Genomic DNA, 15,012 nt, shown 5'->3' with positions numbered 1-15,012 from the left:
AGATCATTATGTCTTATTAAATACCGTTAATTGCCGCAACGGCCACCGCTGCATTATAAATAATTTGCGTTGCTGTAGACCATAACGTTAGGTCGTTCATATATTCTGAGTCTAACGGCACAACTATGGTATCGCCTGGTTTTAATGAGGTGTCTGCTGTACCAGCAAACCAGTTACTTTGTTCTATCATTTTAATGCTACCACTTGCTGATATAACGTAAATACGCTCTTCATCGGCACGCTTTTTAATGCCACCACTTTGGGCAATATAGTCTTCAGCAGTCATTGCACTATTGTATAAATGTGATGATCCTACTTGCACTTGGCCAATAACATTAATAGAGTTTTTCTTGGTCGGTACAAAAAAGTACGTCACACCTTCCAGTAATACTTCATCACTATTTGACTTCATTAAATGGGGCAGGTTAATCACTAAACGCCCTACAGGTTCAAGTTCGGTAATATCAGCCAATAATTTTTGAGCATCATCGTAAGAAGTTGAAGTACCTTGATCTGTTAACGATTTAGATGCCATTTCAATACGTAGGTCACCTGCGAGCTTAATCAAGTTTTGCTTTTCTAATTCTTTCAGCTTTTTACGGGTAAATACTGAGCCATCAGGGTGAGCATATTGTGTTAAGCCACCCGCTTTAGTCACTAAGTCAGCTAAAGTCTCACCACGACGAATGGTGTATTTTCCAGGAAAGACAAACTCACCACGTAACTCAACAACATGGTTTTCGCTCCAAGCTGGAATTTTGTGTACGTTTAATCTATCTTTACTTTGCAAAGCTATATCAAAGCTCTTATCTTCTTTTAGTGCTAAATCTAAATCTACATCTAACGATACTTTTGTTGCACCTTCTGCAGTGAAAGTGTTTCGAGTGACTTCAGCACGTGTTAAATATGCAGACTCTTTTACACCACCAGCCGCGGCTAATAAATCACTAATTTTCGAGTTTTGAGCTAAAGGATAGATACCAGGAAACTTAACTTGACCATCAACTTCAACCAATTGAATGGGTTGCCCTGAAGCACCTTGTTGACGTAGTTTTCCTTAACACTGGCGCTAATAGGCGTGGACGAGAAAATAGCGCCATTTCGCGAATATCGACATTTCTATCTACAGTATTAGTAATTTCTACTAACGATTGGTTCGCTAAACGCTCGGCTTCTTCATCTTCTGCAGTTGCCGATGAACGTTGTGACGAACTGCCACCGTACTTTTTCCAAAACGATTTTTCATCATATGAAGTTTTAGCTTGTTGGCGCTCTTTAGCGAAAAGTTGTTCTTTTGTAAAAGCCAACTCGTCTAGCGATATTTTTTTCATCAACAGATTTTGTAACATTTGAAAATATTAAAATTTTATCACTCGGCAGTAGCATTAAGTTATCAACCGAATTTTCAGTAGTAATACTTAATGCTCGAGCTAAATTGAACTGTAGTACTTCTATGTTTCTGGCATCGTCTTTTTGACGAACAATTAAGCATAACTTAAATCGGCCGATGGTAATATATGAGAGTCTAAATTTGGCAATAAATCCGCTATTTTAATATCTTGTTGCCATTGATACTTTCCTGGGCGTGTTACAGCGCCGATAACAGTAATTGATTGTTCGTACATACCTGAGCTTTTTAGCACACGTACATAGTCACCGCTTTTTAATTCTTGTTTACGTGCTGCGCTATCAGTTAAGTCAACATTGATGATGCTACGTAAATTTTGGTTGTTGTAACGTTCAATCATCGTAGATTGAGGGTATGCCGATGCAGTAAACCACCAGCCATTGCGATAACCTGATTGAAGTTATCACCTTTTTTTAATTCATATATGGCAGGTCGTCTTACTTCACCCAGTATTGAAACACTTTTGCTTTGCGTAGGAATAAAAACCACATCGCCAGATTGCAATAAAATATCACTTGATGAATCGCCTTTTATAAGTAGGTCGTATAAATCTACTGTTTGAACAATTTTACCCGCACGCTTTACTTCAATATTACGCAATGAGCCAATATTCACTAACACCACCGGCAGCGAAAATAGCGTGCGTTACACTTGAAAGTGAACTCAATGTATAAGGGCCAGGTTTATAAGCATCACCTAACACAAAAATACGCATAGATCGTAACTCAGCTAAGCTTACCACTACATTTACCCGATAATGCGTTGTTGAATTTTTTCAGTCAGAAACTTTTTCATTTCTGAAAAAGATAACCCTACGATTTTAATTGGCCCAACATCAGGAATAAGTATGTTGCCTTCTCGGGTTATAGGTAGAACGTATTCAGCATTTTTCTTTGCCATATACTTGTATCGATAATTGATCACCAACGCCTAAAACATAATGATTTGGAATGGCGATGTCCATGGTGGGCGTAAACGTACTTGGGGCATTGGAAAAAACGTCCATACCAAACCTTTCAAGCGGTTTGAACAATGCATTATCGTCTTCGAAAAAAGAATCTTCACCTGATTTCTAATGTTATTTTCAGTCGTATCTCTAGGCGTAATAGGTGTTGATGATAGCTGTGTTTGTTGGTTGCTACCTGATATTTGCCCCATCACCGAGTTAAGATCAACGCCCATACTCTGCGCTAGTGCCTGCTGCTGAGATTTAGGTAAGTTTTTAAATTGCGCTATTTGCTGTTGACTAATTTGTGCAGCAAGCGCATTAAAAGAGAAATGTAAAACGACGAGAAGGCTTGTTAGTAGACGAATAAAGTGAATCATTGGCGCGTAATTTCTTCCTATATACGGGGTACAGAACTTAGATTTAAAAGTAAATTCAGACGGGAGTTTATCAGTAAGTGTACTTTGGTTAAAGTAACTTTTTATTAACCTGAGCATCAAGATAAAGTACGTTATTGCTATAAGGCTTAGCGATAAAAATGGGTTAGGTTATCGGTTTGTTATTTAAACTTGTTTTTGAATGACTAACTTCATAGCATGACTTAACTATCAAGCTTTATTGAGTAGCACCTATTTAATACAGTAACGGATAACTTTGTTTACAATACTTTGTGATTAGTACAATTTTTGACTTAAAGCGGAAATAACCAATACTCAAAAATAACTGTGGCAATACATTAACTAGCACAGCATTTAGAAATTCAATAAACTATTAATCTATTGAGTTAGCAATGTATTTTACTTAAGTATCACATATCTATAAAAGCTAGTTACCCAAGCTTTATAACAAAAAATAAGCAGTTGTTCATCATTAACAAAAGATTAACCTTCCAGACTTGCTTTCAACGCTAGCAAAGGTATTAAAACGGGCTGATTATTAAAAGTTTGTAACTTAACTAAACACAATCAACTTGATATTTCTGCATGTTGAAACAACAAAAATTTTAAAACGTGTTTGGTCCTTACCTATTGAGGATTTTATATTGAGCACCCCAAATTCAGAGGCATTTTATGGCCATCCGGGCGGGTTGAAAACACTTTTCGTTACCGAAATGTGGGAACGCATGAGCTATTACGGCATGCGCGCATTACTTGTACTTTTTATGACGGCAACGTTACAAGAAGGCGGTTTAGGCATAACTATCGCATCAGCTACTGCTATTTATGGTTTATACACCGGTACTGTTTATTTTATGGGTCTTCCCGGCGGTTGGATAGCTGATAGATTACTTGGTGGCACGGTTTGGTATGGTGGTATTATCATCAGTTCGGCCACATAGTTTTAGCTATTCCAAATGAAAAAACATTCTTTATCGGCTTGATTTTAGTTATTTTGGGTACCGGTTTATTAAAACCAAATATTGGCGCTATGGTAGGTCAATTGTACAGTGAAAATGATAAACGTCGTGACAGTGGTTATGCTATTTATTATATGGGCATTAACTTAGGCTCTTTCATTGGTTATTTAATTTGTGGTTATTTAGCGTCTGATTTTGGTTGGCACTACGCCTTTGGTGCTGCTGCAATTGGTATGGCTGCAGGCCTGATTCAATACAAAATCACTACACCTAAATTAGAAGGTGTAGGTTCAAAGCCGGTAGCGCCTTTATCAGCAAAAGGCCAACGTAATAGTTGGACCATTATTGTTGCTTCACTCGTTGCCATTGCTATTGTTACTGTATTAACATTTCAAGGTGTTATCGTTATAGACCCTATTGCCACAGCGCAATATGTTGCCATAGCATTTACTTTAATTTTTGTTGTTTATTATGCAGTTATTACTTTTGTGATTTAAACGGGTAACGAAAAGAAAAAACTTTGGGCACTATTATTAATTTGTATTGCTTCTGCCTGTTTTGGTCTGGCTTTGAACAAGCAGGGTCTTCAATGAACTTATTCGCACGTGATTATACTGACCGTATGATAGGTTCTTTTGAAATACCAACAGCATGGTTTCAGTTCTCAAACTCAATGTTTATCGTTTTGCTTTCACCTTTTTTCTGCATTTTGGATTAAGTTAGGCCAAAGAATGGTTACACCTGCATACGGCATTAATGTGCTGCTGGTTTAATTATTATGGCGAGTGGATTTATCGTTATGTTTTTTGCAGCACAATATGCGGCAAGTGGCTTACAAGTAGCTCCAGGTTGGTTAATAACAACTTACTTTTCACACGGTTGAATTTATTTAAGCCCAATCGCGCTAGTGCTGTAAGTAAATTATCGCCAAGAAGATTTGCCAAATGGGTGTGTTTGTTTAACTTATTTGGTAATATTAATTTCTGGCTTACTTGCGGGTAATTATGATCCTAATAACGTTGAACAGATACCAGCGTTTATATCCAAATCAGCCTATTTAGTATTGGTATTGGTATTATAATTTTGCTTGTAGGTTTGAAATCAAGATTCTGGGAAGCGCTTAAAACAGAAGAAGATGATTCAACAGCACCGAACGCAGGAAACAACGGTACAACCACTACAGCATAGTTTTTCTCAATAATAATGCTTAAAAATAGCCAACAATTTGTTGGCTATTTTTTTTGTCTGAAAAAAATGCACTTTAAATTTATTATCGTCGTTTTAGCACTGCCCTCATTTTCGTGACGATGCAGCCCCTAATTAACTGAACAGATAACACACACTAATCCGAAATTTCATCTTAATAAAACTATTTAAAAACACCTAAAAGCATCAGTAAATATAAGTAATTAATTCCGAGTTGTAACAATATACCATAAGGGGCTATTTCCTTTTGCAGCTGTTTCTTGTACGTTGTGCTTTAGCTTATTATTTTGACGCCGTATCAGTTTAACTTAAGAAAAACGCGATTAATTATGACCACACGAAATCAAATAAGACAATTGATCAGAACCAAACGACAAAACCTCAGTCATATTGATCAAAAAGAATTATCAGGTGATTTACTTACCAATTAACACAAAGAACCGATGTGCTAGCAGCTAAAAATATTGCCGTTTATTTAGCAAACGATGGTGAACTTGACCCTATGCAATTTATACAGTGGTGCTGGCAGCAAAATAAAAATATTTATTTACCTGTTATTCATCCTTTAGCCCTGGGAATTTATTATTTCTGCATTATCATCAAAATAGTGAAATGCAAACCAATGTCTATGGCATTTCAGAGCCTAAACTTGACGTTCGTCTAATTAAAAGTATCAACGATATCGATATTATTTTCACCCCATTAGTGGCTTTTGACCCAACAGGTAATCGCTTAGGTATGGGTGGCGGGTTTTATGATAGAACCTTATCATCTTGGTTTAAGCACTATAGCCTTGTGAATAAAGATAAAAATGCTTACGAAAGAAAGTTAACTAAGCCTTACCCTATTGGTTTGGCACATGACATTCAATTAATAGACGCAATTCCCTCTCAGCTCTGGGATATTCCGCTACCAGAAATAGTAACTCCGACTAGACAATATAAATTCGACATACATAAATAAACGCTAACTTAGTTAATACTGTTGTTATAATAGTGGCAATTGTAGTTAGCTTTCAGTTGTCATAATGATTATTTTAAACTTTATTAAGCTTCATTTAACGTCATTAAACTGGGCACTATATTTTACTAACAACTGACGGTTAATAACTTCTAACTTATTTAAACACAGGCTAATTATGACTCAAGATGAAATGAAAAAGCGGCAGCAATAAAAGCCCTAGACTATATCAAAGCGGATACGATTGTTGGTGTAGGTACGGGCTCAACAGTTAACCACTTTATAGATGCGCTTGCGACTATAAAAGGGAGCATTATCGGTGCAGTGTCTAGTTCTGACGGCTCAACTGAGCGCTTGAAATCATACGGCATTGAAGTATTTGATCTTAATAACGTTGATGGTATTGATGTTTATGTTGATGGTGCTGATGAAATTAATCCTCATATGCATATGATTAAAGGTGGTGTGCTGCCCTAACCGCGAGAAAATAGTTGCTGCAGTTGCTAAAACCTTCGTGTGTATTGCTGATGATACGAAACAAGTGCCTATGCTAGGCCGTTTTCCACTGCCTGTTGAAGTTATTCCTATGGCGCGTAGTTATGTTGCTAGAGAGTTAGTTAAGTTAGGTGGCGATCCTGAGTATCGTCAAGGTGTTGTTACTGACAATGGTAATGTGATCCTTGATGTGCATAACTTAGAAATACTCGACCCTAAAGCATTAGAGAATAGTATTAATGCTATCGCAGGAGTTGTTACTAATGGCTTGTTCGCTAATCGTCCTGCCGACGTATTAATTATCGGCACGCAAGACGGTGCAAAAATAGTAAAATAACACTTTAGAGTTTATGCCCTATATGATAGTTTAGGTATCTAGCCATCTAAACGCTTATTTAATTAAGTTTAAAATAAGTAAATTTTTGATCCAGAGAAGATTAACAAACATGAGCAATAATTCATTAGCGAAAGACAAAATTAAGATATTACTTTTAGAAGGCGTTCATCAAAGCGCCTTGGAAGAGCTTAAGAATAAAGGCTATTCTAATATTGAATATATTAAAACCTCACTTTCTGAAGCCGAGCTGATTAAGAAAATTGCTAATGTACATTTTATTGGCATACGTTCTCGCACAGATTTAAACGCAAAAGTGTTAAGCCATGCTAAAAAGCTTGTTGCTATTGGTTGTTTTTGTATTGGTACAAACCAGGTCGATAAAGCGGCAGCACAATCATTAGGTATTCCGGTATTTAACGCACCATTTTCAAATACCCGCTCTGTTGCTGAGTTAGTGTTAGGTGAAACGTTATTATTATTGCGCGGCATTCCTGAAAAAAGTGCTCAAGCACATCGTGGCGTTTGGAATAAGTCTGCTGCAGGTTCAGTTGAAGCTAGAGGTAAAACTTTAGGTATTATTGGCTATGGTCATATCGGCATGCAATTAGGCATACTTGCAGAAACGCTAGGTATGAGAGTACGCTTTTTTGATATCGAAACTAAGCTACCTTTAGGCAATGCCAGCCAAGCTCCTACCATGACTTCATTATTAAAAGAAGCCGACGTTATTAGCTTACATGTTCCTGAAACACCGCAAACAAAAAACATGATGGGTGCTGCAGAATTTGAAGTGATGAAAGACGGCGTTATATTTATTAATGCTTCTCGTGGCACTGTTGTTGATATCGATGCGTTAGCAGAGGCTTTAAGCAATAAAAAAGTGGCTGGTGCAGCCATTGATGTATTTCCGTTTGAACCTAAAGGCAACGATGAAGAATTTGTTAGCCCATTGCGCGCTTTTGACAACGTTATTTTAACGCCTCATATTGGTGGTAGCACTAAAGAAGCACAAGAAAACATTGGTCTTGAAGTAGCAAGCAAGCTGGCTAAATATTCAGATAATGGCTCTACGTTATCTGCGGTCAACTTCCCTGAAGTATCACTTCCTGGACATATTGGTACTAGCCGCTTATTGCACATTCATCACAATAAGCCAGGCGTGTTGACACAAATCAACCAAATGTTTGCCAAGCATAATATCAATATCGCTGCTCAGTATTTACAAACTGCCGACCAAATTGGTTATGTAGTTATTGATATTGAAGTTGAAAGTCGCGAGTTAGCGTTAAAAGAGTTAAAACAAATTGAAGCGACAATTAGAGTTAGACTTTTAAACTAGTTCTATCGCTAATATTAATGTGAATATGCATGTGCATGTGCATGTGAATACTAAATCGTAAAAGCCAAAGCCTATAAGCTTTGGTTTTTTTTTAGCAATGTGTGCGGTTAGACAATATGCTTTTTGAAGATTAGAGCTTAGGGTGTGATTTTACTAGCATCGAACAATGTTCGACTTATAAACCGAATGACAAGCCAAGTTATAGGCTTAACTACAAAAATACGCAGTGATAAGGATAATTGAAGGGGAAAGTTTTAATTTTAGTAAAAAATAACCATCATACAAGCCCAAGCGGCAATACCTGCGACAATATCGTCAAGCATAATACCAAAGCCACCATGACAGTTTTTATCGATATAAGAGATGGGCCATGGCTTTAAAATATCAAAAAATCGAAATAACACGAAACCTACCAGTAGCGTTTGCCAAGTTACTGGCATCAAAAACATGGTGATCAGCAAACCTACAAATTCGTCCCAAACTATCGCGCCATGATCAGGCACGCCAGCATCTTCGGCCGCTTTACCACAAATGTAAATTCCGGCGATACTCATAACAATTAACAACGACAAATAAATTGGGTTACTTAACGGTGCCATCAATAAAAACAGTGGTACTGCCGCTAAAGTACCAAAAGTGCCCGGTGCTTTAGGTGCTAAACCGCTACCAAAGCCCAATGCCAGAAAATGCACAGGATTTGATAGACGAAAGTTTGCCGTAGATTTTTTCATATTCAGTCTTTGTTGCGAGAGAAATGTTCGAAACTTTTAGCGTGCAGTGTTACAGGTTTACTGTTTAGAGTCGTCGTGATTTTTTCACTACGGTTGATCTGACCAATACAGGTAATTGTGTTGCTGGTATTAGCTAAAGCTGTTTCCATGCCTACTTTGTTATCTTCAGAAACCGTAAATAACAGTTCGTAGTCATCGCCACCAGCTAAGGTCATTTCATACGCTTTTTCTAAACCAACAGTGTCACGCAAAGCATTCGAAATAGGTAAATCGTCTAAAACAATATTAGCGCCTACTTTAGATGCTTTACAAATATGGCCTAAATCTGCAATTAAACCGTCAGATAAATCGATTGCTGAACTTGCGTAACCGCGAAGTGCTTGTCCAGCAAGAATTCTCGGTGTTGGAAAATCTAAGCTGCGTTGTACACTTTCTCTATATTCAGGGGCTACATTCACCTCTTTGAATATATGTTTAAGCGCTAAAGCTGCATCACCAATTTCACCCGTGACATATATCCAATCACCGGCTTTGGCTCCTGCACGTGTAAGGTGCTTATCTTTTGGTACTAAACCCTGTGCAGTAAGTGTAATGCTCAAAGGGCCTTGTGTGGTGTCTCCACCTACTAATTGCACGTTATAAAACTCGCACAACTCAAACACACCTTGGCAAAACTCTTCTACCCACTTCACATCAACTTCTGGCAAAGTAATTGCCAGAGAAATCCAAGTAGGTTCAGCGCCCATAGCTGCTAGGTCAGATAAGTTTACCGCTATCGATTTATGGCCGATAGCTCGTGCGCTAGTTTCATGTGGAAAGTGCACGCCGGCAACTAGGGTATCTGTGGTAATTGCAATATTTTGACGCTCAGAAGGGCTGACTATGGCGCAGTCATCTCCGATCCCGAGTACAACATCCTTGCGTTTAATCGTTTGCTCACTAAAGAAGCGCTTGATCAATTCAAACTCTTTCATATTACAACCAAATTTTGACTATTCGTTCGGGCGAACAAGCTTAACGACTTTGTCTAACACACCGTTCACAAACTTATGACTATCGTCAGCAGCGAATGATTTTGCTAATTCAATGGCTTCGTTGATAATGACACGATAAGGCACATCTAAGCATTGAGTTAGTTCATATACCGCAACACGTAGAACCGCTTTTTCAACATGGTCAACATCCGCTAATGGGCGATCAACATGTGGTGCTATGTTATCATCAATACTGCTAACATTGGCTGTTACACCAGTAAACAATTGTTGAAAATAAGGAATGTCGAAACGACGCGCACTGTTCTCAGTCAAAAAATTTAATTCGATTTCAGAAACGTTATTTTGGCTTAGCTGCCAAGAGTAGACAGCTTGTACTGCCAATTCTCTGGCTTTTCTTCTAGGTGTTGGTTTCACAATAGTATCCTGTTATAACTTATCGAGCACATTAACCATTTCTAATGCACTTAACGCTGCTTCAGCGCCTTTGTTGCCTACTTTCAGGCCAGCACGATCAATAGCTTGTTCAATAGTATCTGTAGTAATAACACCAAATGCCACGGGTAAAGTATATTCCATTGCTACTTGTGCTAAACCTTTATTACACTCGCCTGCAACAAAATCAAAATGAGGCGTTCCACCACGGATAACAGCGCCAATAGCAATAATGCCATCGAATCCGCCTTTCGCAGCGATTTTTTTAGCTGCTACTGGCAGCTCATATGCACCAGGAACACGAATAACAGTAATATCGTTATCTGCAACATTTCCATGGCGTTTAAGTGCATCTACTGCACCTTCAAGTAAACTTTCAACAACAAAACTGTTAAAACGAGAGACTACAATGGCGAATTTCTTACCGGTTGCATCAAAGTTAGCTTCTATGACATTCATTTAAAAATCACCTACTGATAAAAATTTCGGCAATTCTAGCAAATTGCACGCCACTGAGGAACTCGTTTTGACAAATTTATACAAAATTAAACCGCTAAACTTGCTGTTTCACTTTGAGTAGCAGCACTTTAATCTGATTAAACTATTTTATTTGCTCGTGGCACATTAAGCGCCATTTTTGTATCATAGTGATATCTATACTTTACGTGCATATAATTAAAATTTTATGACTATTTATTTTTCTTCAAATAAAATACCGGCCTTGCATGAATTTAGCTTACATCAGCGACAAGCTATTTTAAGCTTGGCACAGGCTAAAATGTCTGCACCTGAAAAATTTATACTAAACATTATTAAGTTATCGTTATTGATACCACCATTTCTGTTTATTGCTAATTTACAAGGCTTTGCATTAGCAGCATCGGTGGCCGTTGTGTTAATAGCCTACTTTGCCTTATTAAGACCTATAATGTTGTATTTCGCACAAAAACATCTTGATAAAGCAATTGCCCAATACAAAAAAAGCGAACATTAGTTCGCTTTTTTCTTCTTTATTTTACTATAGATAAAACTACATTCCTTCTAGCTCTTCTAGGTAAGCGTCAATATTTTCTTCTTCTGCTTGGTCCACTTCGATAGGCGGATTACCATCGTGAACTTTAAATTCCATATTTTGAAAATAGGCATTTTTAACAAACTCGTACGGGTCTATTGCATCTTTTAGAATGCCTTCTTGATCGGCAAACGAAGCTCTAGCTTCCAAACCAATAATACCTGCACGCAACAAGTTAGGCCAAAAATCGATAATGGCAAGTGGCCAGTAATAGCTATCAACAAAGTCACCCACTTCTTCACGTACCGACGAAGGACCTAATGCGGGTACCATTAAAAATGGTCCGTCGCCAACTCCGTAACTGCCGAGTACTTCACCAAATTCTTCTTCTTTACGATTCCAGCCAAAATCACTTGCTGGGTCGAAAAACCCTAATAACCCTATGGTCGAGTTTAAAACAAAACGACCCGTTGATTTAGCCGCCTCGGTGAACTTTGCTTGTAACAAATGATTGATGATAGTTGAAGGTTCGTTCAAGTTCAGCGCCATGTTGTAAACACCTGAACGTAAATCCGTTGGCATATATTCCACATAACCTTGTGAAGCAGGTTTGAAAACATACTTATCGGCATAATCCCATGTGAAGGTCCAAAAAGGACGGTTTATGGCTTCGAGCGGATCTTTTGGATCAGATACGGATTGTTCTGACGAGGGTGTTGTCGAACATGCAGTTAAAAATAAAGTAAAGATTATCATTAACAAAATCTGGAAATTAAATGTCGCCTTCTTGTTCAAAGCAACTTTTTTTGATCTGTTCACTACAGGATCCTTGTTAGCTAACCGATAGTAAAATTAATAACGGTTAAAATAAAAATATTTTTAAAGGCTTGAGTTTATCACGACAGTATTAAAATTTTCATTTAAAAATGTAAATTTAATCGCAACTGACAATAACCAGTAAATAAGCACAGCAGTGTGAGTTGATGTAGAAGATAAGTACAAAGTAACTAAGTACTTAGCTACTTAGCTGATTTTTGGCGATGTATCGACAGTAACATTTCAGCTTCCGCTCTAGGTATTTCGCATTCACGCATAATTTCAGCGATGTCTGCGCCAAGTTCAACCAATTTTTGAGCGCGTGTGTATAGCTTATCTTCTGGTTGTTGATGGAGAAGTTTTTCTATGGTCTCAGCTTGAGCACTAAATTGCTCTTGAGCCATTTTTATACGGTGCTCTAGTTGTTTGCTAACTTGTTCATTTTCTAACTGGGTGTCATTACATTGTTGTTGGGTAGCCTCTAATGCCGACTGATTACTCGCAAGCAGGTTTTGTAATTCTATCAGCTGTATTTCTTGGCTTTGTACCTGTTGCTGCAAATTCTGAATTTGCTGAGAAAAGCGATTTTTAAGCGCCAATAACAACATGGCAACAAGCATCACAATGGCAAATGCGATTAAACTTATCAAGTTAGCAGGAATATTTTCCATAAGACTATTGGCTTCACTAGAAATTAAAGCCTGCATTAGCAGGCTTATGGGCTATCGTTAGAATTGTTTTAATTCATCCCATTCGTCATCAGACAGCAGTTTATTTAAATCGACTAAAATAAGTAGTTCACCTTCTCGGTTAGAAACACCTTGAATAAACTTCGCACTTTCATCGTTACCTACATTAGGCGCTACATCTATTTCTGATGCTCGTAAGTAAACCACTTCGGCAACACTATCAACTAAAATGCCAATGACTTGGGTATCCGCTTCAATGATCACAATACGCGTATTATCTGTTATTTCAGCAGATTCAAGCCCAAACCTTGCTCGGGTATCAATAACGGTTACAACATTACCACGAAGATTTATAATACCCATAACATACATAGGTGCGCCTGGCACTGGTGCTATTTCGGTGTAGCGCAATACTTCTTGTACTTGCATTACGTTAATACCGTAGGTTTCGCTACCAAGTTTGAAGGTTACCCATTGTAGTACTTCATCATTAATGTCTACACGTTCACTTGCATTGCGTCTTTCATCAGACATTCTGCTGACCTCTTTAAATTTCTGTTTTACTAAAGTACTTATGCACTAAGTATACTGGCAAGATTAAATTCATCAATTAATCTTACTTTATATTTGCGTTATATTTGCGCCTTTTTCCAATAACTTAATTAAGGAATCAACATCTAACAGTGCGCACATACGATTTTTAACTAATCCGGCAAGCCAAGGACGCTTGTTTGGGTATCTAACCATTTAACATCTTCTTGCTTAAGCGTTACCGTATCAACCAACTTTTCAGCCGACAAGCCCCATTCTGAATTATTAAGCATAATAATGTATTGATAATTAAGTGCTGAAAGTAGTGCTTGGTCGCATTTTTCTGGCATTACCCAAAGCGCAGTATCAACCACGTTAATCTTTTCTTCTCTATGCAGCATAACGCCTTTAAACCAATCAGGCTTACCCATAAGTGGCGTAGTTTTATTATTGCTGTGTATACCGCCTAATTCAACTAATGGCACAGCGATAATTAATCCAGCAACTTCGAAAAACATAGCTTGAAAGTCACCTTGACGATAACTCAGCGGTTTACTGTCAGCAAAGCCCCTAAGCTTTTACTTGTTTTAATTTCATTAACATTAGCTTTAACCGCTGCTAATGTGGGTTCATTAGTGATTGTTTTCGACTGTATTTCTGACGACTTATTCTTTGACGAAATGGGCTCAACGTCTATATCTTCTGAAGCTTTAGTTTCAACCTGCGTTTTTTCAAGTAAACTTTTATTGACCGCCTTTGCTGAGCTTAGTGGTTTAGCCTCTTCTTGTGCTGCAACTTGCAATAAATTGGCATTATTAAGTAAGCTCTCAAGTGGCTGTGCTTGTTTTTCTTTAACGGGTAACGTAGCTTTTTCTTTAACTTGCCGCGCTGGTTGTGGCTCCACTTCTTCTGTAAGCAATTCTGACAAATAGCTTTGCATTAATTTTTTACTAGCAGCTAAAGACTTTGACATGGGCTTACTTACTCTGTGTAGTTAAGTTAACTAAATAGGTTAATAAATCTCGATAAGCTATGACACCACGAGATTTCGCAGCATAGTCAGAAGGCACTTTTTGAGCGTTACTGGCATTTCTAAAATTGGTATCGATGGGAATGACTGCCGACCAAACATCCTCACCATATAATGTTAACAGTTTTTGATAAGTTAATATCGACGCTTTTGTGCGTTTATCAAACATAGTAGGCACAATAGTATATTTAAAGCCTGAGGGCTGCTGCGCTTGCATAATATCTAACGTTTTCATCATACGATCTAAACCCTTTAGCGCTAGAAACTCGGTTTGAACCGGAACAATAATTCTATCACTGGCGGCTAAGGCATTAACCATAAGTACCCTAACACAGGAGGACAATCGATTAATACATAGTCATATTCGCTATCAATTGCACGTAAAGCTTTTTTAAGTACTAAGCCCATACCGCCTTTATTACCGAGAGCGCGATCAAGTGTTGCTAACCCCATGGTTGCCGGCAATATATCAATATTGTCATAACTCGATGGACAAAGGCTTTGCATTATTTGCTCTTTGCTCGCTACTTGCATAAACAAGTCATACACACTCAGTTCCAAGTCTTCCGACTCAATACCAAAATAATAACTTAATGATGCATGCGGGTCGGTATCAACAAGCAGAACACGATGGCCTTGTTCTGCTAATAACCCAGCCAAGGCGATAGTGGTCGTTGTTTTGCCTACCCCGCCTTTTTGATTTGCAACTGTCCAAACTACCAAGTGTA

General features: G+C 37.9%; 18 protein-coding genes and 4 pseudogenes. 5 read left to right on the top strand and 17 right to left on the bottom strand.

What is annotated here, in order from left to right; all coding sequences use genetic code 11:
• Positions 1–16: 16 nt before the first annotated feature.
• The 7 genes from DBO93_RS03710 to DBO93_RS03690 form a co-directional block, all read right to left on the bottom strand.
• Positions 17–1,015, bottom strand: coding sequence for an SLBB domain-containing protein (locus DBO93_RS03710; RefSeq protein ID WP_108455123.1), 999 nt, complete (start codon positions 1,013–1,015; stop codon positions 17–19).
• The gene (locus tag DBO93_RS03705; RefSeq protein ID WP_162533718.1) at positions 1,008–1,349 is read right to left on the bottom strand and encodes a hypothetical protein; all 342 of its coding nucleotides are present in this window, start codon (positions 1,347–1,349) and stop codon (positions 1,008–1,010) included. Before DBO93_RS03705 ends, DBO93_RS03710 begins: the two co-directional genes overlap by 8 nt.
• A gap of 135 nt (positions 1,350–1,484) precedes the next feature.
• Positions 1,485–1,748 (bottom strand): hypothetical protein, encoded by a 264-nt coding sequence (locus DBO93_RS03700; protein WP_108455121.1) that lies wholly within the window; start codon positions 1,746–1,748, stop codon positions 1,485–1,487.
• Positions 1,745–2,023: an SLBB domain-containing protein gene (locus DBO93_RS03695; protein ID WP_162533717.1), complete on the bottom strand. Its 279-nt coding sequence runs from the start codon at positions 2,021–2,023 to the stop codon at positions 1,745–1,747. Before DBO93_RS03695 ends, DBO93_RS03700 begins: the two co-directional genes overlap by 4 nt.
• Positions 2,001–2,123 carry a hypothetical protein gene (locus tag DBO93_RS19090; RefSeq protein WP_275403664.1) on the bottom strand — a complete coding sequence of 41 codons (123 nt, stop codon included), beginning with the start codon at positions 2,121–2,123 and terminating at the stop codon, positions 2,001–2,003. Before DBO93_RS19090 ends, DBO93_RS03695 begins: the two co-directional genes overlap by 23 nt.
• A 32-nt stretch (positions 2,124–2,155) precedes the next feature.
• Positions 2,156–2,308, bottom strand: a complete 153-nt coding sequence (locus DBO93_RS18675) for a hypothetical protein (RefSeq protein WP_162533716.1) — start codon at positions 2,306–2,308, stop codon at positions 2,156–2,158.
• A gap of 30 nt (positions 2,309–2,338) precedes the next feature.
• Entirely contained in the window at positions 2,339–2,734 is a 396-nt protein-coding gene (locus DBO93_RS03690) for a hypothetical protein (protein ID WP_108455119.1), read from the bottom strand.
• 731 nt (positions 2,735–3,465) lie between these two features.
• Here DBO93_RS03690 and DBO93_RS03685 point away from each other — a divergent pair.
• From DBO93_RS03685 to serA, 4 genes and pseudogenes are all read left to right on the top strand, one after another.
• A pseudogene (locus DBO93_RS03685) lies at positions 3,466–4,899 on the top strand (peptide MFS transporter).
• A 630-nt stretch (positions 4,900–5,529) separates the two neighbouring features.
• On the top strand, positions 5,530–5,880 hold the full coding sequence (locus tag DBO93_RS18885) for a 5-formyltetrahydrofolate cyclo-ligase (RefSeq protein ID WP_239059104.1): 351 nt from the start codon (positions 5,530–5,532) through the stop codon (positions 5,878–5,880).
• A gap of 175 nt (positions 5,881–6,055) precedes the next feature.
• Positions 6,056–6,709, top strand: a pseudogene (gene rpiA, locus DBO93_RS03675) (ribose-5-phosphate isomerase RpiA).
• A 109-nt stretch (positions 6,710–6,818) separates the two neighbouring features.
• Positions 6,819–8,048, top strand: coding sequence for a phosphoglycerate dehydrogenase (serA, locus tag DBO93_RS03670; RefSeq protein WP_108455118.1), 1,230 nt, complete (start codon positions 6,819–6,821; stop codon positions 8,046–8,048).
• A 260-nt stretch (positions 8,049–8,308) separates the two neighbouring features.
• Here the strand turns inward: serA and DBO93_RS03665 are convergent, their stop codons facing one another.
• Genes DBO93_RS03665 through ribE form a run of 4 tightly spaced genes read right to left on the bottom strand, consistent with a single transcriptional unit; the run spans position 8,309 to position 10,665 of the window.
• Positions 8,309–8,779: a phosphatidylglycerophosphatase A gene (locus tag DBO93_RS03665; RefSeq protein ID WP_108455117.1), complete on the bottom strand. Its 471-nt coding sequence runs from the start codon at positions 8,777–8,779 to the stop codon at positions 8,309–8,311.
• Positions 8,780–8,781: 2 nt separating this feature from the next.
• Complete coding sequence (gene thiL, locus DBO93_RS03660; protein ID WP_108455116.1) at positions 8,782–9,753, bottom strand: thiamine-phosphate kinase; 972 nt, start codon at positions 9,751–9,753, stop codon at positions 8,782–8,784.
• Between the two features lie 18 nt (positions 9,754–9,771).
• The gene (gene nusB, locus DBO93_RS03655) at positions 9,772–10,188 is read right to left on the bottom strand and encodes a transcription antitermination factor NusB (RefSeq protein WP_108455115.1); all 417 of its coding nucleotides are present in this window, start codon (positions 10,186–10,188) and stop codon (positions 9,772–9,774) included.
• 12 nt (positions 10,189–10,200) lie between these two features.
• On the bottom strand, positions 10,201–10,665 hold the full coding sequence (gene ribE / locus DBO93_RS03650) for a 6,7-dimethyl-8-ribityllumazine synthase (protein ID WP_108455114.1): 465 nt from the start codon (positions 10,663–10,665) through the stop codon (positions 10,201–10,203).
• 226 nt (positions 10,666–10,891) lie between these two features.
• Here ribE and DBO93_RS03645 point away from each other — a divergent pair, with 226 nt between their 5' ends.
• Entirely contained in the window at positions 10,892–11,200 is a 309-nt protein-coding gene (locus DBO93_RS03645; protein ID WP_108455113.1) for a DUF6170 family protein, read from the top strand.
• A gap of 36 nt (positions 11,201–11,236) precedes the next feature.
• On the opposite strand, the gene DBO93_RS03640 is transcribed toward DBO93_RS03645, so the two are convergent.
• From DBO93_RS03640 to DBO93_RS18880, 6 genes and pseudogenes are all read right to left on the bottom strand, one after another.
• On the bottom strand, positions 11,237–12,037 hold the full coding sequence (locus tag DBO93_RS03640; protein ID WP_239059103.1) for a VacJ family lipoprotein: 801 nt from the start codon (positions 12,035–12,037) through the stop codon (positions 11,237–11,239).
• A gap of 200 nt (positions 12,038–12,237) precedes the next feature.
• Positions 12,238–12,741, bottom strand: a complete 504-nt coding sequence (locus tag DBO93_RS03635; RefSeq protein ID WP_239059102.1) for a DUF2802 domain-containing protein — start codon at positions 12,739–12,741, stop codon at positions 12,238–12,240.
• 21 nt (positions 12,742–12,762) lie between these two features.
• Positions 12,763–13,257 (bottom strand): chemotaxis protein CheW, encoded by a 495-nt coding sequence (locus tag DBO93_RS03630; protein WP_108455111.1) that lies wholly within the window; start codon positions 13,255–13,257, stop codon positions 12,763–12,765.
• An 87-nt stretch (positions 13,258–13,344) separates the two neighbouring features.
• A pseudogene (locus DBO93_RS03625) lies at positions 13,345–13,787 on the bottom strand (chemotaxis protein CheW); the annotation flags it as partial.
• Between the two features lie 11 nt (positions 13,788–13,798).
• Positions 13,799–14,227: a hypothetical protein gene (locus DBO93_RS03620; RefSeq protein ID WP_108455110.1), complete on the bottom strand. Its 429-nt coding sequence runs from the start codon at positions 14,225–14,227 to the stop codon at positions 13,799–13,801.
• A 4-nt stretch (positions 14,228–14,231) separates the two neighbouring features.
• Positions 14,232–15,007: pseudogene (locus tag DBO93_RS18880) on the bottom strand (ParA family protein).
• Between the last annotated feature and the right edge of the window lie 5 nt (positions 15,008–15,012).

Source organism: Colwellia sp. Arc7-D (genome assembly GCF_003061515.1).
Classification (GTDB): Bacteria; Pseudomonadota; Gammaproteobacteria; order Enterobacterales; family Alteromonadaceae; genus Cognaticolwellia.
The sequence above is the reverse complement of the archived record's forward strand: the minus strand, read 5'-3'. Positions and strand labels throughout refer to the sequence as shown.

Bases quoted from the DNA above. Each gene is read 5' to 3' on its own strand.
- ribE (WP_108455114.1), bottom strand. From the start codon at position 10,665: ATGAATGTCATAGAAGCTAACTTTGATGCAACCGGTAAGAAATTCGCC.
- DBO93_RS19090 (WP_275403664.1), bottom strand. From the start codon at position 2,123: ATGCGTATTTTTGTGTTAGGTGATGCTTATAAACCTGGCCCTTATACA.
- DBO93_RS18885 (WP_239059104.1), top strand. From the start codon at position 5,530: ATGCAAACCAATGTCTATGGCATTTCAGAGCCTAAACTTGACGTTCGT.
- serA (WP_108455118.1), top strand. From the start codon at position 6,819: ATGAGCAATAATTCATTAGCGAAAGACAAAATTAAGATATTACTTTTA.
- DBO93_RS03665 (WP_108455117.1), bottom strand. From the start codon at position 8,779: ATGAAAAAATCTACGGCAAACTTTCGTCTATCAAATCCTGTGCATTTT.
- DBO93_RS18675 (WP_162533716.1), bottom strand. From the start codon at position 2,308: ATGGCAAAGAAAAATGCTGAATACGTTCTACCTATAACCCGAGAAGGC.
- thiL (WP_108455116.1), bottom strand. From the start codon at position 9,753: ATGAAAGAGTTTGAATTGATCAAGCGCTTCTTTAGTGAGCAAACGATT.
- DBO93_RS03700 (WP_108455121.1), bottom strand. From the start codon at position 1,748: ATGATTGAACGTTACAACAACCAAAATTTACGTAGCATCATCAATGTT.
- DBO93_RS03635 (WP_239059102.1), bottom strand. From the start codon at position 12,741: ATGCAGGCTTTAATTTCTAGTGAAGCCAATAGTCTTATGGAAAATATT.
- DBO93_RS03690 (WP_108455119.1), bottom strand. From the start codon at position 2,734: ATGATTCACTTTATTCGTCTACTAACAAGCCTTCTCGTCGTTTTACAT.
- DBO93_RS03620 (WP_108455110.1), bottom strand. From the start codon at position 14,227: ATGTCAAAGTCTTTAGCTGCTAGTAAAAAATTAATGCAAAGCTATTTG.
- DBO93_RS03630 (WP_108455111.1), bottom strand. From the start codon at position 13,257: ATGTCTGATGAAAGACGCAATGCAAGTGAACGTGTAGACATTAATGAT.
- DBO93_RS03645 (WP_108455113.1), top strand. From the start codon at position 10,892: ATGACTATTTATTTTTCTTCAAATAAAATACCGGCCTTGCATGAATTT.
- DBO93_RS03705 (WP_162533718.1), bottom strand. From the start codon at position 1,349: ATGTTACAAAATCTGTTGATGAAAAAAATATCGCTAGACGAGTTGGCT.